The organism is Sphingomonas sp. Marseille-Q8236 (assembly GCF_965112005.1).
The window spans coordinates 2,319,193-2,340,740 of sequence record NZ_CBCOPO010000001.1; the positions used below are offsets into that span (position 1 = coordinate 2,319,193).

Annotated in this window: 19 protein-coding genes; 15 read left to right on the forward strand and 4 right to left on the reverse strand. The window is 65.5% G+C overall.

Annotation, left to right across the window (positions count from 1 at the left end; genetic code table 11):
• Positions 1-5 precede the first annotated feature (5 nt).
• Together ACWPWT_RS11175 and ACWPWT_RS11180 are read left to right on the forward strand one after the other, a co-directional pair.
• Positions 6-329, forward strand: coding sequence for a hypothetical protein (locus tag ACWPWT_RS11175; protein WP_454279677.1), 324 nt, complete (start codon positions 6-8; stop codon positions 327-329).
• A gap of 48 nt (positions 330-377) precedes the next feature.
• A complete protein-coding gene (locus ACWPWT_RS11180; RefSeq protein WP_454279678.1) occupies positions 378-686 on the forward strand; it encodes a hypothetical protein in 309 nt (102 codons plus the stop codon).
• Positions 687-740: 54 nt separating this feature from the next.
• Here ACWPWT_RS11180 and ACWPWT_RS11185 read toward each other — a convergent pair whose 3' ends face one another.
• A complete protein-coding gene (locus ACWPWT_RS11185; RefSeq protein WP_261270912.1) occupies positions 741-1,448 on the reverse strand; it encodes a FadR/GntR family transcriptional regulator in 708 nt (235 codons plus the stop codon).
• Between the two features lie 223 nt (positions 1,449-1,671).
• Between ACWPWT_RS11185 and ACWPWT_RS11190 the strand changes: the two genes are divergently transcribed.
• From ACWPWT_RS11190 to ACWPWT_RS11200, 3 genes are all read left to right on the forward strand, one after another.
• Entirely contained in the window at positions 1,672-3,636 is a 1,965-nt protein-coding gene (locus tag ACWPWT_RS11190) for a CocE/NonD family hydrolase (protein WP_454279679.1), read from the forward strand.
• A 116-nt stretch (positions 3,637-3,752) separates the two neighbouring features.
• The gene (locus tag ACWPWT_RS11195; protein ID WP_454279680.1) at positions 3,753-4,922 is read left to right on the forward strand and encodes a GAF domain-containing protein; all 1,170 of its coding nucleotides are present in this window, start codon (positions 3,753-3,755) and stop codon (positions 4,920-4,922) included.
• Positions 4,882-5,349, forward strand: coding sequence for a response regulator (locus ACWPWT_RS11200; RefSeq protein WP_454279681.1), 468 nt, complete (start codon positions 4,882-4,884; stop codon positions 5,347-5,349). The genes ACWPWT_RS11195 and ACWPWT_RS11200 overlap by 41 nt, the downstream gene beginning before the upstream one ends.
• A gap of 20 nt (positions 5,350-5,369) precedes the next feature.
• Here ACWPWT_RS11200 and ACWPWT_RS11205 read toward each other — a convergent pair whose 3' ends face one another.
• Positions 5,370-5,831 carry a MarR family winged helix-turn-helix transcriptional regulator gene (locus ACWPWT_RS11205; protein WP_454279682.1) on the reverse strand — a complete coding sequence of 154 codons (462 nt, stop codon included), beginning with the start codon at positions 5,829-5,831 and terminating at the stop codon, positions 5,370-5,372.
• Between the two features lie 96 nt (positions 5,832-5,927).
• Between ACWPWT_RS11205 and ACWPWT_RS11210 the strand changes: the two genes are divergently transcribed.
• From ACWPWT_RS11210 to ACWPWT_RS11220, 3 genes are read left to right on the forward strand one after another with little or no spacing between them, the layout of a single operon-like run.
• Entirely contained in the window at positions 5,928-7,121 is a 1,194-nt protein-coding gene (locus ACWPWT_RS11210) for an HlyD family secretion protein (protein ID WP_454279683.1), read from the forward strand.
• Entirely contained in the window at positions 7,118-8,707 is a 1,590-nt protein-coding gene (locus ACWPWT_RS11215) for an MDR family MFS transporter (RefSeq protein WP_405051387.1), read from the forward strand. The genes ACWPWT_RS11210 and ACWPWT_RS11215 overlap by 4 nt, the downstream gene beginning before the upstream one ends.
• A gap of 8 nt (positions 8,708-8,715) precedes the next feature.
• Positions 8,716-10,188 (forward strand): efflux transporter outer membrane subunit, encoded by a 1,473-nt coding sequence (locus tag ACWPWT_RS11220; RefSeq protein WP_454279684.1) that lies wholly within the window; start codon positions 8,716-8,718, stop codon positions 10,186-10,188.
• 135 nt (positions 10,189-10,323) lie between these two features.
• On the opposite strand, the gene ACWPWT_RS11225 is transcribed toward ACWPWT_RS11220, so the two are convergent.
• Positions 10,324-10,713 carry a MerR family transcriptional regulator gene (locus tag ACWPWT_RS11225; protein ID WP_261270919.1) on the reverse strand — a complete coding sequence of 130 codons (390 nt, stop codon included), beginning with the start codon at positions 10,711-10,713 and terminating at the stop codon, positions 10,324-10,326.
• A gap of 3 nt (positions 10,714-10,716) precedes the next feature.
• Complete coding sequence (locus ACWPWT_RS11230) at positions 10,717-12,441, reverse strand: long-chain-fatty-acid--CoA ligase (RefSeq protein WP_454279922.1); 1,725 nt, start codon at positions 12,439-12,441, stop codon at positions 10,717-10,719.
• A 134-nt stretch (positions 12,442-12,575) separates the two neighbouring features.
• Between ACWPWT_RS11230 and ACWPWT_RS11235 the strand changes: the two genes are divergently transcribed.
• From ACWPWT_RS11235 to ACWPWT_RS11265, 7 genes are all read left to right on the forward strand, one after another.
• Complete coding sequence (locus ACWPWT_RS11235) at positions 12,576-13,712, forward strand: thiolase family protein (protein WP_454279685.1); 1,137 nt, start codon at positions 12,576-12,578, stop codon at positions 13,710-13,712.
• Positions 13,712-16,039: a 3-hydroxyacyl-CoA dehydrogenase NAD-binding domain-containing protein gene (locus ACWPWT_RS11240; RefSeq protein ID WP_454279686.1), complete on the forward strand. Its 2,328-nt coding sequence runs from the start codon at positions 13,712-13,714 to the stop codon at positions 16,037-16,039. The genes ACWPWT_RS11235 and ACWPWT_RS11240 overlap by 1 nt, the downstream gene beginning before the upstream one ends.
• An 18-nt stretch (positions 16,040-16,057) precedes the next feature.
• On the forward strand, positions 16,058-17,854 hold the full coding sequence (locus ACWPWT_RS11245; RefSeq protein ID WP_454279687.1) for an acyl-CoA dehydrogenase C-terminal domain-containing protein: 1,797 nt from the start codon (positions 16,058-16,060) through the stop codon (positions 17,852-17,854).
• 162 nt (positions 17,855-18,016) lie between these two features.
• The gene (locus tag ACWPWT_RS11250; RefSeq protein WP_261268217.1) at positions 18,017-18,424 is read left to right on the forward strand and encodes a DUF2147 domain-containing protein; all 408 of its coding nucleotides are present in this window, start codon (positions 18,017-18,019) and stop codon (positions 18,422-18,424) included.
• 43 nt (positions 18,425-18,467) lie between these two features.
• On the forward strand, positions 18,468-19,772 hold the full coding sequence (locus ACWPWT_RS11255; protein WP_454279688.1) for an OmpP1/FadL family transporter: 1,305 nt from the start codon (positions 18,468-18,470) through the stop codon (positions 19,770-19,772).
• A 14-nt stretch (positions 19,773-19,786) separates the two neighbouring features.
• Entirely contained in the window at positions 19,787-20,536 is a 750-nt protein-coding gene (locus tag ACWPWT_RS11260; protein ID WP_454278709.1) for an electron transfer flavoprotein subunit beta/FixA family protein, read from the forward strand.
• A complete protein-coding gene (locus ACWPWT_RS11265; protein WP_454279689.1) occupies positions 20,533-21,462 on the forward strand; it encodes an electron transfer flavoprotein subunit alpha/FixB family protein in 930 nt (309 codons plus the stop codon). The genes ACWPWT_RS11260 and ACWPWT_RS11265 overlap by 4 nt, the downstream gene beginning before the upstream one ends.
• Positions 21,463-21,548 lie beyond the last annotated feature (86 nt).

The window sequence follows — 21,548 nt, forward strand, 5'->3', positions numbered from 1 at the left end:
GGCTTATGAAAGTGACGGGCCGGATGGTGGTGACGGCGTGCCTGCTCCTGGCGGGATGCGCCACGACGACCAGGGAAAAACCCCTGCTGACCAATCGCGCCTTGAGCCGCGCGGCAGCGAAATGCCATGTGAAGTCGCTGGGCGTCCATTATTCGCGCACGGGCAAACTTCCTTATGGGGATTATCTGATCCCTGCGTCGGAGATAGATACGGGGCCGAATGAGCGTCCCAGCGCGGATTGCATGCATAATGCCCTGAAAGGGTATCGCCGCGACTATCTGGGGCAAGTGGAGCATGAGCCTGGTACGCGGCCTCCGCCACGGGATTGAAGAGTCCGGCGTCGCTGGCTACTGTGACGGCGCTTGCCGTGAGGTCCCATGATCGACGTTCAACAGGCCGAGATCGCAACCGTGCCCGGCGCAGCACCGGTCGCCGGCCCGGTGGTGACGATCCCGCGCCAATGTCCTCCCCAAGCTGCGGACGGCGAGATCATCGTGTGTGGGCGCAAGGACAATGAGCAGTTTCGGCTTCGCCCTATTCCGGCGCCGCCGCCCGATGGACTCTTATCCCGTCCCCTCCGCGTCCAACTGGCGCCGGGGGTATCATTCGGGTTTCAGCGGGGCGGTGGCTTTGGCCTGCGAACCGAATTCGGACCTGGCAAAAAGTCGGGGCAAGAAGAAGAGTGACGGACGGCTGCGTCGTGGCGGAATTGCCGGTCCGCCAATCCCCGCGCCTGCCGATTACCGCGCCAGCGCGCGCTCCGTATCCTCTCGCGCCTGATCGACCAGCACGATCGTCGCCGCGCGCGCGGCGGCGGCGTCCGAGTCCGCGATGGCGGCGAAGAGCTGGCGATGCTCGGGCATGGAGTCGCGGGGCAGGCGGGTACCGCGATGCTTGTAGAGCGTGGTCCAGCGGACGGCGGCGCCGATGCTTCCCGACAGGCTGATCAGCAATTCGTTGCCGGTCGCCTCCAATATGATGTTGTGGAAAAGCTGGTCGGCGGCGCGGCCCTGTTCGGTGTGCAGGCCATGGTCGCCCATCGCCTCCAGTGCGGCGCCCATGCGTGACAATTGGCGGGTGTCGCGCTTCACGGCGGCCAGTTCGGCGGCGGCGGGCTCGACGATCAGGCGCAGCTGGAAGAGGCTCTGAACGAAGCCCGCAGGGGGTTCCCCTTCGAACATCCAGGCGAGCAGTTCGGGGTCGAGCAGATTCCATTCCAGCCGCTCGCGAACCCGCGTCCCCGCCTTGGGCTTGCTGACCACCAGTCCCTTGGCAGACAACATGCGCAGCGCTTCCCGCACCACCGAGCGGGACATGCCGCGCTGTTCGGCAATCTCGACCTCGCCGGGCAGGGTCGATCCGGTGGGAATTCGTCCGGTCACGATGGCGACACCGATATCCCGCGCCAGGGCGCTATGGGCGGGTCCGCGTCGCTTCAATGTGGTCACTCGGCTGTTTCCTCTCCGAAGGGAAGGGCTTGGGCGCGCCTTTGTCAGACCTTTCTATGGGCCATGATCGCGAAAGGAAAGCATGGCGTCATGTGGGCGACCGGGGCTCCGGCACTTGTGGCGTCAATGATATAATGTAACAAGATTAAATTCGGCCAGTTGCCCTGACGCATCGATCGCGGCACGATGGGCCATCAACCGATCCATGAGGGGATCCGTTTTCATGACGTTGCGTAACCTTCTGCTTGCCGCCAGCGCGCTTGCGATCCTGACTCCCGCCGCCGCGCAGCAGCGCACCGAGGCGTCGACGCCGGTCAAGGTCGTGACCGACTCCACGGTCAGCGACATTCCCGCCCATTTCACGCCCCCGACCGACATAGCCGAGCGCGATTACGACAAGCGCGAAGTGATGATCCCGATGCGTGACGGGACCAAGCTCTACACCGTCATCGTCGTGCCCAAGGGCGCGGTGAATGCGCCGTTCGTGCTGACCCGCACGCCGTATAACGCCGCCGGTCGCGCCAAGCGTTCGGACAGCACGCGGATGATCGAAGCGCTGCCGCTGGCCGACGAGGAATTCACCAAGGCGGGCTATATCCGCGTCTATCAGGACATTCGCGGCAAATATGGATCGGAGGGTGATTATGTCGTGACCCGCCCCGTGATGGGTCCGCTGAACGCCACCAAGGTCGATCACACCACCGACGCCTATGACACGATCGACTGGCTGGTGAACAAGGCCAATCTGCCCGAATCCAATGGCCGGGTCGGGATGATCGGGTCCTCCTATGAAGGCTTCACGGTCGTCATGGCGCTGCTCCATCCGCATCCGGCGCTGAAGGTCGCCGCGCCCGAAAGCCCGATGATCGATGGCTGGATGGGCGACGACTGGTTCCATTACGGCGCGTTCCGCTACGCCAATATCGGCTGGATCGGTTCGCAGACGGGCTACAAGGGCGAAGGCAAGGCACCGCCGAGCGGCGGCTTCGACGATTACGAGAATTTCCGCACCGGCTCGGCGAACGACTGGGCGAAGAAGTCGGGATATGATCAGCTCCCCTTCTGGCAGCGTATCGTCCAGCACCCGTCCTATGATTTCTACTGGCAGGGCCAGGCGCTCGACAAGCTGCTGGCGGCCAATCCCTCCAACGTCCCGACCATCTGGGAACAGGGCCTGTGGGATCAGGAGGATATGTACGGCGCCATCACCTCCTGGGAGGCGCTGAAGGCCAAGGGCAAGCTGGGCAATAATTTCCTGGTGATGGGGCCGTGGCGGCACAGCCAGATCAACCGGACCGGCACCAGCCTGGGTCCGTTCCAGTGGAATGGCGACACCGCCAAGCAATTCCGCGAGGATATGGTCCTGCCGCTGTTCAACCAGTATCTGAAGGACGGCCCGGCGGCCAATTTGCCCAGCGCGGCGATCTACAACACCGGCGAGAATCACTGGGACAGGCTGTCGCAATGGCCGCTGGCCTGCCAGTCGGGATGCGCCGCGCCGCTGACCCCGATCTATCTCGCGGATGACAAGGGGCTGAGCTTCGAAAAGCCGGGGGTGGGGGCGGACGCCTATGTCTCCGATCCCGCCAACCCGGTGCCGCATCTGTCGCGCCCGGTAAATTTCAACGACGGGCGCTGGGGCGATTGGCTGGTCAGCGATCAGCGTCATGCCGATGGCCGCACCGATGTCGTCACCTACACCACGCCGGTGCTGACCAAGGCGGTGCGGGTGTCGGGGGCTCCCATCGCCGACCTCTTCGCGCGGACGACCGGCACCGACGGCGATTTTGTCGTGAAGATCATTGATGTCCTGCCCTCGGAAAATGCGATCGATCCGAAAATGGGCGGCTATGAACTGCCGATCAGTCTCGACATCTTCCGGGGCCGCTATCGCAACAGCTTCGCCAATCCGAGCGCGATCCCGGCGGGCAAGGTGCAGGAGTATAAGTTCCGCCTGCCGACCGTGAACCATGTGTTCCAGCCGGGGCACCGGATCATGATCCAGGTTCAGTCCAGTCTGTTCCCGCTCTACGACCGCAATCCGCAGACCTTCGTGCCGAATATCTTCACGGCGAAGGCCGGCGATTACAAGAAGGCGACGATCACGATCGAGCGCGGTGGCGCCAATGCCAGCCGTGTGTGGCTGCCGGTGGTCCCAGTCGATCAATCGGCGGTCATGGCGCGCTGATCCAGACGGGCGGCGACCGGGGGCATTGGCTCCCGGTCGCCACCCAGGCTTTCGACTTGCCCCATATCAGCGAGAAGCCCCTTGGAGGCTTCTGCCGAGAGCGCTATCTTGGGTAAGTGGTTCTTGCCCCGCCATTGACCCCGCAACTGCCCCTGACCGGTGATGCGATCGCGACGGCGGGCACCGATTCCGCCGATCTGCGGCGCTATCTGGCGCTGGTGACGGCGGCGACCGAGCGGCTGATGACCGCCGACGATCCGGCGGCGATGATCGATTCGCTGTTCGCGCTGATCCGGGACGAGCTTCGCCTCGACATATTCTTCCATTTCCGCCGCGATGGCGACGCGACCCGGCTGGAAACATCGGGCGGGCTGACTCGCGCCGAACGGCATCAGGCTGCGCTGCTCGACGTCGAGGACTCGGTGTGCGGACAGGTGATGCGCGAACGGCGGACGCTGCACCTGACCGACGTTCAGCACAAAGACGATCCCTGTACCGGCTTCGTCCGGTCGCTGGGGATCGAGGTGTATATCAGCATGCCGTTGCTGCACGGCGACGAGGTGCTGGGCTCGCTGGGTTTCGGTCGGCGTACGCTGCGGCCTTTCGACGAGGAGGAGCGGCGGCTGCTCCTGCTGCTGTGCCATTATGCCGCGCTGGCGCAGCATCGGTTGCGGATCGAGGAGGCGCTGCGCCATGGCATCGATACGCAGGCCCGGCTGCTGGCGGAGCTGAACCACCGCGTTCGCAACGCTTTGCAGGTCGCGATCGCGCTGGTGTCGCACGAGGTGCGCTCGGCCGCCGACCCCGCTGCCCGGACGGCTTTGTCGCGTGCGGCGGAGCGATTGCAGGTGTTGGCGAGTGCGCATCGTCCGCTTTATGCCACCGCCGATCCGGGGCTGATCGATCTGCCCGCCTTGTTCGGCGATGTGATCACCCAGTTGCGGGGCGACGTTCCGGCGGGGACCATCCACGCCCCCCTGCCTCTGGCCGTTCCTATCGAACGGGCGGTGGCGGCGGCGCTGTTGCTCGACGCGCTTCTGGAGGATGGGGCAGCGCTGCCCCGGATCGTGCTGAAAACCGAAGGCGCCGATGGGAACGAAATGCTGCGTATCTCGTTTCAGGCGTCCGGTTGGGGGAATGCCACGGACCTGGTCGAACGAAATCGGCTGGTGTCCCGGCTGTGCCATCAACTGCGAGCGACGTTGACGAACGAGGATGACGGGTGCCTGATCTTGGTCATGCCGCATGACGGCGGCGAATATGGGCACCGCCGCGCACATCAGTGACGATCCATCGTCCGACGAGCCGCTGAACCTCCTGGTGATCGAGGATGAGGCTTTGGTCGCGATGCTGGTCGAGGATGCGTTGACGCTTCACGGCCACCGGGTGATCGGGATCGCCGATACGGTGGCGGCCGCCATGGCGCTGGCCGAGCAGGATCGCCCCGACCTGGTGTTGTGCGATGTAAAGCTGGCCGATGGCGATAGCGGACTGACCGCCGCGCAACTGCTCGCCGATCGCGGCATTCCCTGCATCTTCCTGAGCGGCAATTGCCCCGATCGCGGCGGCCATCCGCTAGTCATCGGTTGTATCGCCAAACCCTTTCGAGCGGGCAGCCTGGGAGCGGCGGTTCGGGCGGCGTATCAGGTGGCGATGGGGCAAACACCCGCCGCGGCCCCGGCGGCCCTGAGATTCTACGGCGAAGTTCGCTGACCCCATCGGGTGCGCGGGCGCTATGTCACCACCGTCGCGGCGTCCGATGGGCCTTCGATCCGCGTCTCGATCGCCTGTTCAAGCTTGTCGAGAATTCGCCCGAACTGATCGGTATCTTCCGGCGACAACAGGCAGAAGGCCTGCTCCACCAGCTCGCGGCGCAACGGCTCGGTCTGGAGGATGACCTGTCGCCCCAGATCGGTGATGTCCAGCCGCTTGGCCCGCCGATCGATCGGATCGGCCACACGTACCACCAGCCCGTCGCGCTCCATCGTGTCGATCGCCTGGGTCACCGTGCGCGGGGCCAGCGCGAACCATTCCGCGACATCCGCCGCGCGCACCGGCGCATTGTTGGCGATGAAATGCAGCATCTTGGTCCGCGCCAGCGACGCGCCCTGCGCGGCCATGCGTCGGTCGAGCAGGCGATGGAGCCGCAGATAGATACGGCTGTAGCGAAGGACCAAGGCGTCGAGATCAGGCATATTATGAGGTAACTCAATAAATGGTCTTGCCTTATTGTGCAAGTGCGAGCAAATGCACCATCAAGTTCTATTGATTCCATCGACAGGGAGGCCTGGATGGCCGACGCTAACCAAGTGCAGGGGCAGGACGCGGGCGAGCAGGATGCCGCCGAAGCGGAAGACAAGACCCCCGTTTCGCCCGGCAAGAAGCGGCGGATTCGCATCATCCTGCTGGTCGTCGCGGCGGTCGCGGTGATCGGCGGCGTGTTTTGGTACGCAAACTACAAGAGCGTCGGCCAATATATGCAGGCGACGAACGACGCCTTCATCCAGGCCGATGCGGTGACGATCGCGCCCAAGGTGTCGGGCTATGTCGACAAGGTGTTCGTGGCCGAGAACCAGAATGTTCAGGTCGGCCAGCCCCTGCTCCAGATCGATACCCGCGACTATCGCGCCCAGACCGCGCAGATCGAGGCGCAGATCGGCGTCGCCCAGGCCAATGCGCAGGGCGTCCAGGCGCAGATCCGCGAGCAACAGGCCGCGATCGACCGCGCCCAGGCTGAACTCCGCGCCGCGCAGAGCGATGCAGCCTTCGCCCAAGCCGAGGTGACCCGCTACACCCCGCTTGCCGCGTCGGGGGCGGAAAGCCGCGAGCGTCTGTCGCAGCTTCAGAACCAGGCGCGCCAGGCCAATGCCCGTGTCGCGAGCGCCTCCGCCGCGCTTGCCGCCGCGCAGCGCCGCGTGGGGACGCTCAATGCACAGGTGCGTCAGGCCCGCTCGCAGGGTCAGGCCGCGCAGGCGCAACTGGATGCCGCCGAGGTCAATCTGGGCTCGACCCTGATCCGTTCGTCGATTGCGGGCCGCGTCGGCAACAAGACGGTACGCGTCGGCCAGTTCGTCCAGGCGGGGACCCGGACCATGTCGGTCGTGCCGGTCAACCAGCTCTATATCAACGCCAACTTTAAGGAAACGCAGCTGGGCCTGATGCGCCCTGGCCAGCCGGTGAAGATCGAGGTCGATGCGTTGCCCGGTGTCAAAATCCATGGCCATGTCGAGAGCGTCGCACCCGGCACGGGCGCGCAATTCTCGTTGCTGCCGCCGCAGAACGCGACCGGCAACTTCACCAAGATCGTCCAGCGCGTGCCCGTTCGTATCGCGGTCGATGCCGATACGCAGACCCGCGCGCTGATGGTGCCGGGCATGTCGGTCGAGGTGACGGTCGACACCCGTTCCGCCAAGGGCACACTGAAGCGGATCGCCGAGCAACAGGACCAGCATAACGACGCCCAGGCGGGGGCGCGGGGCCGGTGAGCGCCGCTGCCGCCGCCTCGCCCAAGGGCGGGAAGGCCGGATCGGCCGCCCAGGCGGGCGGTCCGCCGGCCAAGGCCGACCTGACCGCCTGGCTGGCCGTCGCGGCGGGCAGCATCGGCGCGCTGATGGCGACGCTCGACATCTCGATCGTCAATTCGGCACTGCCGACCATCCAGGGCGAGATTGGCGCCAGCGGCACCGAGGGGACGTGGATCGCGACCTCGTATCTGGTCGCGGAGATCATCATCATCCCGCTATCGGCGTGGCTGGAGCGGCTGCTCGGTCTGCGGACCTTCCTGCTGATCGCCTCGATCCTGTTCACCGCGTTTTCGGTGGTGTGCGGCCTGTCGACCAGCCTGACGATGATGATCGTCGGACGCGCAGGGCAGGGGATCACCGGCGGCGCGCTCATCCCGACCGCGCTGACCATCATCGCCACCCGCCTGCCGCGCGAGCAGCAGCCGATCGGCACCGCCTTTTTCGGCGTCACCGCGATTTTGGGTCCCGTCATGGGGCCGTTGATCGGCGGCTGGCTGACCGAGAATGTCAGCTGGCACTATGCCTTCTTCCTCAACCTGCCGGTGGGCGCGATCCTGGTCACGCTTTTGCTGGTCGGTCTGCCGCACCAGAAGCCGCATTTGTCCGAACTGGCCAAGGCGGACTGGCTGGGCATCGCCGGACTGGCCCTGGGACTGGGCGGCCTAACCGTCGTCCTTGAGGAAGGGCAACGCGAGCAATGGTTCGAATCGCGCGAGATCATCGAGCTGACGATATTGTCGATCTTCGGCTTCGCCCTGTTGTTCGCCGGGCAATTCGTCGCCTCGCGTCCGGTCATCCGCCTGAAGTTGCTCCTCGACCGTCAGTTCGGCAGTGTCGTCATCATGGGCATCGTGCTGGGCATGGTGCTCTACGGCACCTCTTATGTGATCCCGCAGTTCTTGGCCTCGATCGCTGGCTACAACGCCTATCAGGCGGGCAAGGTCGTGCTGCTGAGCGGCATTCCGAGCCTGATCATGATGCCGTTCACCCCGATCCTGATCAAAAAGGTCGACATCCGTATCGCAGTGGGGTTGGGGCTGGGCATCATGGCGCTGAGCGCCGGGATCGACACGGTGCTGACGGCGGACTCGACCGGCAGCTCCTTCACCGACTCGCAGCTGTTGCGTGGCGTCGGCACGATCCTGGGCATGTTGTTCCTGAATCAGGCTGCGATCTCCTCCGTGCCGCCGTCGCAGGCAGGCGATGCCGCCGGTCTGTTCAGCGCGGCGCGCAATCTGGGCGGCTCCTTCGCGCTTGCCGGGATCGCGACGGTGCAGGATCAGCGCAGCTTCCTGCACGAACGTCGCCTGGAGGAATCGCTGGCGGCCAATTCGGGATCGACCCAAGGCTGGGTCGACGCGTTGACCCAGCAGTTCGGCAGCGCCGATGCCGCGCTGCGCATGATCGGGAATACGATCCGGCAACAGGCGTTGGTCATGACCTACAACGACCTGTTCTTCATCCTGTGCGTCGGCATCCTGATGGTGATGCCGCTCGTTCTGTTCCTCCGCCCGCTGCCCAAGGGCGGCCCCGTGGCGATGCACTGAGGCTCATGATGGCCAAGAAGCTTTCCCTCATCCCGCTCCTTTTGCTGGGGGCCTGCACCGTGGGCCCGAATTATGCCGGGCCCCCCAAGGCCATCGGATCGGCCGCGACGCCGCCCGCCGGCTTCGCCCGCGCCGATGCGACGGTGGCGACCGCCGCGCCGGCCGTGGCGGATTGGTGGACGACGCTGAACGATCCCATGCTGACCTGGCTGGAAGACCGCGCGCTGGAGGCCAATCCCAATGTCGCGGTGGCGCAGGCGCGGTTGAAGCAGGCGCGTGCCTCGCTCCGGTTGGAGCGCGCCAACCAGGCCCCCAATGCCAATGCCAGCGCGACCTATCTTCACGCCGATCTGCCCGGCCTGAACCTGGGAGGCAGCCAGTCCGGCGAAGGGCAGGGCGGGGCCGAGGGCGGCTCCGGTGGCGGAAGCTCGGGCGGGCAGAGCGTCGACTTCTTCAACCTGGGCTTCGACGCCAGTTGGGAAATCGACCTGTTCGGCGGACGGCGTCGTACCGTCGAGGCGGCGCGCGCGAGTGCGGCGGCGGCGGAGGCCAATGTCGCCGACGCGCAGGTGTCGCTCAGCGCTGATGTCGCACAGGCTTATGTCGGGCTTCGCGACGCGCAGCAGCGGTTGATCCTGGCGCGCGAGGCGTCGCGGATGCAGCGCGATACGCTGAAGCTGACCGAGCAGCGCTTTACCAATGGCACCGCGTCGCAACTGGAGGTCGAGCGGTTGCGCAACCAGGTGGAGAGCACCGATGCGCAGATTCTGCCGCTCTCGGCTTCGGTCGAGACCTATCTCAACGCGCTCGCGATCCTGATCGGCGAGGCGCCGGGCACGCTCGACCAGCGGCTGGGCCAGGCCGCGCCGGTTCCGTTGCCGCCCGCGCAAGTGGCGGTGGGCGACCCGACCGCGCTGCTGCAACGCCGCCCGGACATCCGTGCCGCCGAGCGCAATCTGGCGGCGCAGACCGCGAAGATCGGCGTGGCGGAAGCGGCGAAATTCCCTCGCCTTAACCTGATGGGGATTATCGGCATCGGCGGCACCTCGCTCGACGCGCTGACCGATCTCGACAATCTGGTGACGCTGGGCGCGCCGATGCTGCAATGGAACGTGCTGAACTTCGGGCGTGCCAATGCGCGGGTCGGCCAGGCCGAGGGCGCTCGCGACGAGGCGGAGGCGCGCTATCGCGGCGCGGTGCTGGCGGCGCTGCGCGATGCGGAAGACTCGCTGTCGCGCTTCCGCGCGCGGCGCAACACGGTCGCCACGCTGGCGCGGGCCAAGGCGTCGGCGGATCGCTCGGCGGTGCTGATGCAGCAGCGCTATCGGGCGGGGGCGGCGACCCTGATCGATACGCTGGATGCCGAGCGGCAGCGGGTGGCGGCCGAACAATCGCTGTCGCAGGCGGTGGCCGGGCTGACCAACGACTATGTGGCGTTGCAAAAGGCGCTCGGCTTGGGCTGGCGCGCGCCGCAGTCATAAGACGGGCATTTCCCTCCCTTGCAAGGGGAAGGGGGACCAGCGAAACTGGTGGAGGGGGCTCGCCGCCAATGGTGACACCCCTCCGTCAGTCCTGCGGACTGCCACCTTCCCTTGCAGGGGAGGAACAGGACGCGGTCAGGCCCCCGCCTTGGCGATCCGTTCCCGTGCCTCGCGCTCGATCGTCTCCAACTCATCGACCGTCTGGACCAGCGCGGTCATCTGCTGGCGAAGTTCGTCGACCCGCTCGCGACAGCGTTCGGCCAGTACGCGCATCTGTTCGACATGCTGCGGATCGGCGTCGTAGAGCCGCAGGAATTCCTCGATCTCGCGCAGCGAGAAGCCCAATCTTTTGCCGCGCAGGATAAGCTGCATCCGCCCCGTCTCGCGCTTGGAATAAACGCGCGCGGTGCCGACGCGGCGCGGTTCGATCAGCCCGCGATCTTCATAGAAACGCAGCGTCCGTGTCGTGACGCCCAAGCTGTTCGCGACTTCCTGAATGCCGCGCAGCTCCTCATTGTCCCCCACCGTCTATTCCCCCACAGGCCGCGCCGCCGTAGCCGCCGCCTTCGCCATTTCTTCCTCAACCAGTTCCTTTTTCGACAATTTGCCGATCAGGGTCTTGGGCAGGCTTTCGCGGATTTCGACCTCGCGGGGAAGTTCGATCTTGCTGACCTTGTCCTGTAAAAAGGCACGCAGTTCCGCAGGAGTGGCGTGATGATCGGGGGCCAGCTTGACGAAGGCCTTGGGTGACTGGCCGCGATAGGCATCGGGAATGCCGATCACCACCGCCTCGGCGACCGCCGGATGCTCGTACAGCGCCTCCTCGATCATGCGCGGATAGACATTATAGCCGCCGCACAGAATGACGTCCTTGATCCGGTCGACGATGAACAAATAGCCGTCCTCGTCCAGATAGCCGACATCGCCGGTCCGCAGCGCGCCATCGACGAAGACCTGCGCGCTCTCGGTCGGCTTGTTCCAATAGCCGGACATGACCTGCGGCCCGCGCGCGCAGATCTCGCCCACCTCGCCCGGCGGCATCAGCCGGTCGGGATTGTCGCGGTCGCGGATTTCGATGATCGTTCCGGGGAACGGAAGGCCCGCCGAGCCGCCCTTGTTTTCACCGATGATCGGGTTGCAGGTGATGATCGGCGATGCCTCGGACAGGCCATAGCCCTCGACCAGCTTGCCGCCCGTCGTGTTCTCGAACGCGATGCGGACTTCTGCGGGTAGGGGCGCGCCACCCGAGATGCAGGCCTTGATCGCGGACAGGTCTACCTTGCGCGCCTCCGCCACGCTGGCGATCGCGTTGTAGATGGTGGGCACGGCGGGAAAATAGGTCGGCTGGCTGCGCGCGATGGTCTTGAGCACCTGATCCAGTTCGAACCGGGGAAGCAGGATCATCTCGGCGCCGACCCGGATCGCGAAGCTGAGCACCGTGGTCAGCGCGAAGACGTGGAAGAGGGGCAGGACGCCGAGGATGCGTTCCTCTCCGATCATCTCCTCGCCGCCGGTATGGATGACCATGGCGTCGGCATTGGCGATCAGGTTGGCATGCGACAGCATCGCCGCCTTGGGGCTGCCGGTCGTGCCGCCGGTATATTGCAGCACCGCCACATCGTCGGGCTTGGCCGATACCGGGGTCAGCGTGCTGCCGCGCTTCATCATCTGCGCAAAGCTCAGGTGGCGGGGCGAGGGGCCGGGCGCGGCGATCATCGACCGCTTCAGCAGCCGATAGGCCAGCCCCTTCACCTTCGGCAGGGCATCGGCCACGGGGCAGGATATGACATGGCGCAGCCCCAGCTTTTCAGCAACATGGCTCACCCGCGTGTAGATGTCGGGAATGTCGCAGGTCGCGATGATCTCCGCGCCCGAATCCTCCAGCAGATGGCAAAGCTCGCGCTCGACATAGAGCGGATTGACGTTGACGACGATGCCACCGACCTTGAGCGTCGCGAAGAACAGCACCGGGTAATAGACGATATTGGGCAGGCAAAGCGCGACCCGCGTTCCCGGCTTCACCCCGAGCGCCTGCAAACCGGCGGCGGCACGGTCCACCATATCCGATAATTCACTGTAACGCGTGATCCGGCCCATGAAATCGATCGCCGGACGATGTCCGTGTCGCCGTACCGTAGTCTCGAACATATCAGACAACAGCCGAGGCTCGGACAGAAGCGGGCGTCCGGTCGCCTGCCCCGGTACGGCCATGCCAGATGTCGCATTCGCTCCGCCCCCGATGGCTCCGGTCATCATCGCGTCGCTCTCCTATATCATTTTTCGACCATACCCGGTTGTCGATTGTGGTCGAGTTGCTTATTGTGTTGACGTATAGGGTAGGTAACGCACCTTAACGTTAGGCCGCAAGCCCATAAAGAGAGGATTGGATGACCAACATCGTGATCGCAGGCTATGCCCGCTCTCCCTTCACCCAGGCTGGCAAGGGCGCGCTCGCACGGGTTCGGCCCGACGATCTGACCGCGCAGGTGATTCGCGGCCTGATCGAGCGGACGGGCGTCGATGCCGCTGAGATTGAGGACGTGATCCTTGGCTGCGCTTTCCCCGAAGGCGAGCAGGGCATGAACGTCGCGCGGCTGATCGGCTTGTTGGCGGACCTGCCGCTGTCGGTCGGTGGCATGACGGTCAATCGCTTCTGCGGATCGTCCATGTCGGCCATTCATATCGCCATGGGCCAGATCCAGATCGGCGCGGGCGAGGCGTTCATCTGTGCGGGCATCGAGTCGATGAGCCGGGTGCCGATGGGCGGCTATAACCCGCTGCCCAACCCCGAACTCGCCGCCGCGCGGCCGGGTGCGTATATGGGCATGGGCCAGACCGCCGAGAATGTCGCGACCAAGTACCAGATCACCCGCGCCGAGCAGGAAAAGTTCGCGGTCGCCAGCCAGAAGAAGGCCGCCGAGGCGCGCGCCGCCGGTCGCCTGGCCGATGAGATCGTGCCGATCCATACCAAGGCGGGTGACGTGACCGAGGACGGCCTGATCCGTCCCGACACGACCGAAGAGGTGCTGTCCGGCCTGAAGCCCGCCTTCGACAAGGAGGGCACCGTCACGGCGGGCACCGCTTCGCCGCTGACCGATGGCGCGGCGGCCGTGCTGGTCACGTCGGAGGAGTTCGCCAATCGCCACGGCCTGAAGATCCTCGCCCGCATCAAGTCGGTCGGCATTTCAGGCTGCGAACCCGAGACGATGGGCCTGGGCCCGATCGGCTCGTCGAAGAAGGCGCTGGAGCGCGCGGGCATCTCGGCGGGCGACCTCGACGTGGTCGAGATCAACGAGGCCTTTGCCAGCCAGGCCATCGCCTGCATCCGTGACCTCGGCCTGAAGGACGAGACAATCAACAAGGACGGCGGCGCGATCGCGATCGGCCATCCGCTGGGCGCGACCGGAGCGCGTATTGTCGGCAAGGCGGCGGCGTTGCTGGCGCGCGACGGTGGTCAGTATGCGCTCGCCACCCAATGCATCGGCGGCGGGCAGGGCATCGCGACTGTGCTGGAGCGTGCATGATGGCTGACACGATCAACAAGGTTTGCGTGATCGGCGCAGGCGTGATGGGGGCTGGCATCGCGGCGCAGGTCGCCAATGCCGGTGTGCCCGTCCTGCTGCTCGACATCGTGCCCAAGGACGGCGGCGACCGCGACGCCGTGGCCAAGGGCGCGGTCGCGAAAATGCTCAAGACCGAGCCCGCGCCCTTCATGTCGCCTGCCGCCGCCAAGCTGGTGGAAACGGGCAATATCGAGGATCACCTCGACAAGGTCGCCGAGTGCGACTGGATCGTCGAGGCGGTGGTCGAGCGGCTGGACATCAAGCAGTCGCTCTATGCCAAGCTGGAGACGCTGAAACGCCCCGGCACGGCGGTGTCGTCCAACACCTCGACCATCCCGCTCGGCCATCTGGTCGAGGGGCGGTCGGAGCAATTCAAGCGCGACTTCCTCATCACCCACTTCTTCAACCCGCCGCGCTATATGCGGCTGATCGAGATCGTGACCTCCAAGCACACCGATGCCGGTGTTGCGGCGAAGGTCGATCAGTTCGTCGATCACCGCATGGGCAAGCGGATCGTCCGCGCCAAGGACACGCCGGGCTTCATCGCCAACCGCATCGGCACCTATTGGCTGGCGGTCGCGATCAATGCGGCGATGGACCAGGGGCTGACCGTCGAAGAGGCCGACCAGATCGGTGGCCGTCCGATGGGCGTGCCCAAGACCGGCATTTTCGGGCTGATCGATCTGGTCGGTATCGACCTGATGCCGCTGCTCGCCAAGTCGTTGTCCTCGACCCTACCAGAGGGCGATGCCTATTTCGACACGATCCGTCCGCTGCCGCTGGTCGACAAGATGATCGCGGAGGGCTTTACGGGCCGCAAGGGCAAGGGCGGCTTCTACCGCCTCGACCGCAAGCCCGACGGCACCAAGGCCAAGCAGGCGATCGACCTGAAGACCGGCGAATATCGCGCCGAGAAGAAGCCCGAGCGTCTGCCCGGTCGCGCCGAAAAGGACTTGGCCGCGCTCGTCGCGACGCCGGGCAAGGTCGGCGACTATGCGTGGGCGATCCTGGGTCCGGTCCTGTCCTATGCCGCCGGGCTGGTCGGCGAGGCGGCGGACGATGTGGTCGCGATCGATGACGCGATGAAGCTGGGCTATAATTGGAAGTTCGGCCCGTTTGAACTGATCGACCGGATGGGCCCGGGCAAGCTGGCCGAGCGGCTGCGTGCCGAGGGCAAGCCGGTCCCGGCTCTGCTGGAGACGGCGGGTGATCGCCCCTTCTACCGCGTGGTCGATGGCAAGCGACAATATCTGACGCTCGGCGGCGACTATGCCGATGTCGTGCGCGCCGACGGCGTGCTGCTGCTCGAGGATATCAAGCTGCGCTCCGAGCCGCTGCTCAAGAATGGTTCGGCGGCGGCCTGGGATGTCGGCGACGGTGTCGTGGCGTTCGAGTTCACCGGCAAGATGAATGCGCTCGACGAGCAGGTGCTGTCGCTCCTGCAAAAGACCATCGCACTGGTGAAGAGCCAGTATAAGGCGCTGGTTATCTATAATGAGGGCAGCAACTTCTCGGCTGGTGCGAACCTGGGTCTCGCCATGTTCGCGGTGAACATTGCGGCCTGGGGCGAAGTCGATAAGCTGGTCGTCGCAGGGCAGCAGGCATATAAGGCGCTGAAATACGCGTCCTTCCCGGTGGTCGCCGCGCCTGCGGGCATGGCACTGGGCGGTGGGTGCGAGATTCTGCTCCATGCTGATGCGATCCAGGCCCATGCGGAAAGCTATATCGGCCTGGTCGAGACCGGCGTCGGTCTGGTCCCCGGCTGGGGCGGCAATGGCGAACTGATCGACCGCCTCGCCAAGTCGCCCAAGATGCCGAAAGGTCCCATGCCCGCCGTCATGAAGGCGTTCGAGACCATCTCGACCGCGCAGGTGTCGCGCTCGGCGGCTTTGGCCAAGGACCTCGGCTATCTGCGCAAGGACGATGGCATCACCATGAACCGCGACCGCCTGCTGGCCGATGCCAAGCAGAAGGCGCTGTCGCTGGTCGAGGGCTATCAGCCGCCCGAAAAGCCGGTCTTCCGCCTGCCGGGTGCGGCGGGGCGGGTCGCGTTCAACGGTGCGGTCGCCGACTTCGCCAAGAAGGGCGTCGCCACGCCGTATGACGTGGTGGTGGCGGGCCGCCTGGCGACCATCGTCACCGGTGGCGAAGCCGATATCATCGACGAGGTGAGCGAGGATCAGCTGCTCAAGCTGGAACGCGCCGCCTTCATGGAAAGCGTCAAGGATGCGCGGACCCAGGCGCGGGTCGAGCATATGCTCGAAACCGGCAAGCCGCTGCGCAATTGATCGGGAGAGGATAATCCCATGCAAGTCTATAACGCACCGCTGCGCGACATGCGTTTCGTCCTCCACGAGCTGTTTCAGGAGGACGAGTTCGGCCCCGTCGCGGGGCAGGACGAATTCGGCCCCGAGCTGTACGACGCGATCCTTGAGGAAGCCGCGCGCGTCACCCAGGAGGTCCTGCTGCCGCTCAACGCCACCGGCGACATCGAGGGCTGCAAGCTGGAGAATGGCGTCGTCCGTACCCCCGCCGGTTTCAAGGACGCCTATAGCCAGTTCTGCGAGGGCGGCTGGGCCGCGCTCGCCTCGCCGGTCGAATATGGCGGGCAAGGGCTGCCCGAGGCGGTGAACAAGCTGGTCGAGGAGATGATCTGCGCGACCAATTTGTCGTTCAGCCTCTATCCCGGCCTGACGCACGGCGCCACCACCGCGCTGATGGGCCATGGCTCGGAGGACCTGAAGAGCTTTTATCTGCCCAAGATGATCTCGGGCGAATGGTCGGGGACGATGTGCCTGACCGAGGCGCATTGCGGCACCGATCTGGGCCTGCTGCGCACCCGCGCCGAGCCGCAGGAGGATGGCTCCTATGCGATCACCGGCGGCAAGATCTTCATCTCGGCTGGCGACCATGACCTGACCGACAATGTCATCCACCTCGTCCTCGCGCGCACGCCCGATGCGCCCAAGGGGGTGAAGGGGATCAGCCTGTTCCTGGTGCCGAAATATCTGCCCAAGGATGACGGCTCGGTCGGTCCGGCCAATGGCGTCAGCGTTGCAGCGATCGAGCACAAGATGGGCCTGAAGGCGTCGGCCACCTGCCAGCTGGAGTTCAACGACTCCAAGGGCTGGGTCGTGGGCGAGCTGAACAAGGGCCTGGCCGCCATGTTCACCATGATGAACACCGAGCGCGTCTCGGTCGGCATCCAGGGCCTGGGCATCAATGAGATCGCCTATCAGTCGGCTGTCGCCTATGCCAAGGACCGGCTGCAGGGCCGCGCGCTGGGCGGGGCCAAGCGCCCCGACCTGCCCGCCGACCCGATCATTGTCCACCCGGACGTGCGCCGGATGCTGATGACCATGCGCGCCTATGCGGAAGGGTGCCGTGCGCTGGGGCAATGGGCAGCGCGGGGTCTGGACGCGGAGGCGAATGCGGTCGATCCGGCTGACAAGTCGCGTGCTTCGGATTTCGTCGCGCTGATGACCCCGGTCGTGAAGGCGCTTTTCACCGACCTCGCCTTCGATGCGGCGAACATGGCGGTGCAGGTCCATGGCGGCCACGGCTATGTTCGCGATCATGGCATCGAGCAGTTCGTCCGCGACGCCCGCATCGCCCAAATCTATGAAGGCACCAACGGCGTCCAGGCGCTCGACCTCGTCGGCCGCAAGATGCCCGCGCATATGGGCCGTTACATGCGTCCCTTCTTCCACGCGGTGTCCGAACAGGTCGAGGCGCTGGTGAAGCATGACGACAAGGCCATCACCGGCTGGGCGGCGGGAATGCAGCAGGCGTTTGGCGCTTTGCAGCTCAGCACCGGCATGATCGCGCAAAAGGGGATGAAGGACCCTGAGGAAGCGGGTGCTGCCGCGACCGACTATCTCCGCCTGCTGGGTCTGGTCGGCATGGGGCATTGCTTCCTGAAGTCGGCCCGGATCGCGACCGAGAAGCTGGCTGGGGGCACCGACGAGGCGGGCTTCTACAAGGCCAAGCTCGCCACCGCCGGCTTCTTCTTCGACCGCATCCTGCCCCAGGCGACGGCGGCATTCCTGGCGATCAAGTCGGGCAAGCGCTCGACGATGGCGCTGGAATTGGAGGCGTTTTGAGATGGCGCGATGCCGGTTGCGCTTGATTGCGATCAACCGGCATCGTAGGCATGATAGGTAATTATCCTATGCGTCAGTATGTGAACGTATAGGGAAATTGGAGGGCGACCGGAAAAGCCGGCGTTCTTACCCGAACAAGCGGGTATGGAGAGGAGAAGAGGCATGTTGTTGACCCTGACAGCCATGGCATTGGCCGGCGCCGGCGCCAATGCGGACGCGGTGATCGGCCGCTGGCAGACTCAGACCCGCGGTGGCGTGGTCGAAATCCAGAAATGCGGCAATTCGGTGTGCGGGCGCATCCTGACTTCGGAAAAGCTGCGGACCAACCCTGCACTGACCGACCAGAACAACCGCGATCCCAAGCTGCGCAACCGTCCGCTGAAGAACCTGCTGATCCTGCAGGGCTTTTCGCAGGATGGTGCGGCCTGGGGCGGTGGCACCATCTACAATGCCGAGGATGGCAAGACCTATAGCGCCAAGCTGACACCCGAAGGGGCCGACACGCTGAAGGTGCGCGGCTGCGTCTTCGTGCCGCTGTGCAAGACGCAGACCTGGACGCGGATCCGCTGATCTGACGCGTTGCCATCCAACATATGATTCGGGGAGTAAGATCATGACCAAGGGCCTCAAGGCTTCGCTTCTGTCCACCGCCATCCTGTCGTCTTCCTTCGCCTTTGCGGGCGCGGCGCACGGCCAGGCCTTCTACCTTCAGGAACAGTCGACGCGTGGCCAGGGTCGCGCCTTTTCGGGTGAGGGTGCCGACACCGGCGCGTCCTCGCTCTGGTGGAACCCGGCCGCGATCGCAGGGATGGAGCGTGGCGAGGCGGTGATCGGCGCCTCCGCGATCATTCCGAAGGGTGATGTGGTCGACACCGGCACGGTGATCCTGCGTCCGGGCCAGCCGGCGCGTCCCGTCGGCGGCAATGGGGTTTCCAGCGATCCGATCAATCGCGGTATCGTGCCGTCGGGTGCGGTCGCCTATCCGCTCAACGACCGGGTCGCCGTCGGCCTGGCGGTGACCTCGCCGTACAGCTTCACCACCGAATATGACGCGAACAGCTGGGCACGGTACAGCGCGCTCAAGACCGAGTTGCGGACCATCGACATCCAGCCCTCGGTCGGTATCGCGGTGCTCGACTGGCTGCGCGTCGGTGGCGCGCTGAACGTCGAATATACCAAGGCCGAACTGGGCAACGCGCTCCCCAATTTGTCGCCGCTGCTGGCCGATGGGTATCAGCGGTTGAAGGGCGATGGCTGGGACCTCGGCTGGACCGCTGGTGTGCAGCTTCACAATGACTGGGCGACGGTCGGCATCAGCTACAAGTCGCGGATCAAGCATCAGTTGAAGGGTAGTCTGGAAGTGGGGGGCCTGCTTGGCCCGCTCGCGGCGCAGAACCGGACGGTCGACGGCGCGACGGCGGAATTCTACACGCCTGCCCAGATCATCGTCGCGGGCCGCTTCCGCGCCACCGATAAGCTGACGTTGAACGCACAGGCGGTGCGCTTCACCTGGGCTGATTTCGATGCGATCCGCCTGGGCGCGCCGATCAACACCGCGATCCCGGAGAATTACAAGAACAGCTTCTCGTTGGCCGGTGGCTTCGATTACGCCGCCAATGACCGACTGACCGTACGCGCCGGTGTACAGCGTGGCATCACTCCGACGCAGAATGGGAATCGCGACGCACGTGTGCCCGATGCGAACCGCTGGAATTACTCGATCGGCGGTTCGTACAAGCTGACCCCGCGCTTCACGCTAGACGCGGCGGGCAGCTATATCGACTTCGCCAATGCCAGCATCGATCGCCGCACCGCCGCCTATGCGGGCACGGCGGTGCAGACGCCGATCCTGACCTCGGGCCAGGTGCAGAACGCCCGCGCGTTCGTGGCGTCGATCGGCGGCCGCTTCAGCTTCTGATTGAGAGAATGGTTATGAAGATCGTCGTGCCCGTGAAGCGGGTGTTGGATTACAATGTGAAGCCGCGTGTGAAGGCGGACGGGACGGGCGTCGATCTGGCGAACGTGAAGATGTCGATGAACCCGTTCGACGAGATTGCGGTGGAAGAGGCGATCCGGCTGAAGGAGAAGGGGGCGGCGACCGAAGTGGTCGTCGTCTCGATCGGCGAGCCCAAGGCGGCGGACACGCTGCGCACCGCGCTGGCGATGGGCGCGGACCGGGCGATCCTCATCACCGCCGATCAGGCGCCCGAGCCGCTGGGCGTCGCCAAGCTGCTCGCCAAGGTCGTGGAAGAGGAGCAGCCCGGCCTGGTGATCCTGGGCAAGCAGGCGATCGACGGCGACAACAACCAGACCGGCCAGATGCTGGCCGGGCTGCTCGGCTGGGCGCAGGGCACGTTCGCGTCCAAGGTCGAGATCGACGGACAGAGCGCCGACGTCACCCGCGAGGTCGATGGTGGTCTGGAGACGGTGGCGCTGACGCTGCCCGCGATCGTGACGACCGACCTGCGCCTCAACGAGCCGCGCTATGCCTCGCTGCCCAACATCATGAAGGCCAAGTCCAAGCCGATGGCGACCAAGACCGCCGCCGATTACGGCGTCGACATCGCGCCCCGGCTGACGATCACCCATGTCGCCGAGCCGGGCAAGCGCCAGGCGGGCGTCAAGGTCGGCTCGGTCGACGAGCTGGTCGAGAAACTGAAAGCACTGGGAGTGGCCAAGTGAAGACGCTGGTTTGGGTCGAGCATGACGGCGGGGCCGTCAAGGATGCCACGCTGGCGACCGTCACGGCGGCGGCCAAGCTGGGCGAGGTGCACCTGATCGTCGCCGGTCAGGGTGTGGACGGCGTGGCGCAGGCCGCCGCGAAGATCGCAGGCGTCGGCAAGGTCCATGTCGCCGACGACGCGGCCTACGCCAACGCGCTCGCCGAGAATGTCGCGCCACTGGTGGCCGAGCTAATGGGGCATCACGACGCCTTCCTCGCCCCCTCGACCACGACGGGCAAGAATATCGCGCCGCGCGTCGCCGCCCTTATCGACGTGATGCAGATTTCGGACATCCTGTCGGTCGAGGGGCCGGCCAGCTTCACCCGGCCCATCTATGCGGGCAATGCGATTGCGACCGTGAAGACCAGCGACGCCAAGCTGGTCCTGACGGTGCGCACCACCGCCTTCGAAAAGGCGGCGGCAGAGGGCGGCTCGGGCACCATCGAGGCGGTCGGCTCGACCGGCGATGCGGCCAAGTCCCGCTTCGTCGGCGCGGAAAAGGCCGAGAATGCCCGGCCGGAACTCACCAGCGCCAAGGTCATCGTCTCGGGCGGCCGCGCGCTGGGCTCGGAAGAGCAATTCCACGCGCTGATCGATCCGCTCGCCGACAAGCTGGGCGCGGCCGTTGGCGCATCCCGCGCGGCGGTCGATGCGGGCTATGCCCCCAACGACTATCAGGTCGGCCAGACCGGCAAGATCGTGGCACCCGAAGTCTATGTCGCGGTCGGCATCTCGGGCGCGATCCAGCATTTGGCGGGCATGAAGGACTCCAAGGTCATCGTCGCGGTCAACAAGGACGAGGACGCCCCCATCTTCCAGGTCGCCGATATCGGCCTGGTCGGCGACCTCTTCACCGTCGTGCCCGAACTGACCGAGAAGGTCTGAGCCGCCTATATCCGTCATCCTGGCATGGGCCGGGATGGCGGAATGTCTGTCGGCGGCAACATGGCCCGAAGGGCCGCCCGTTACAC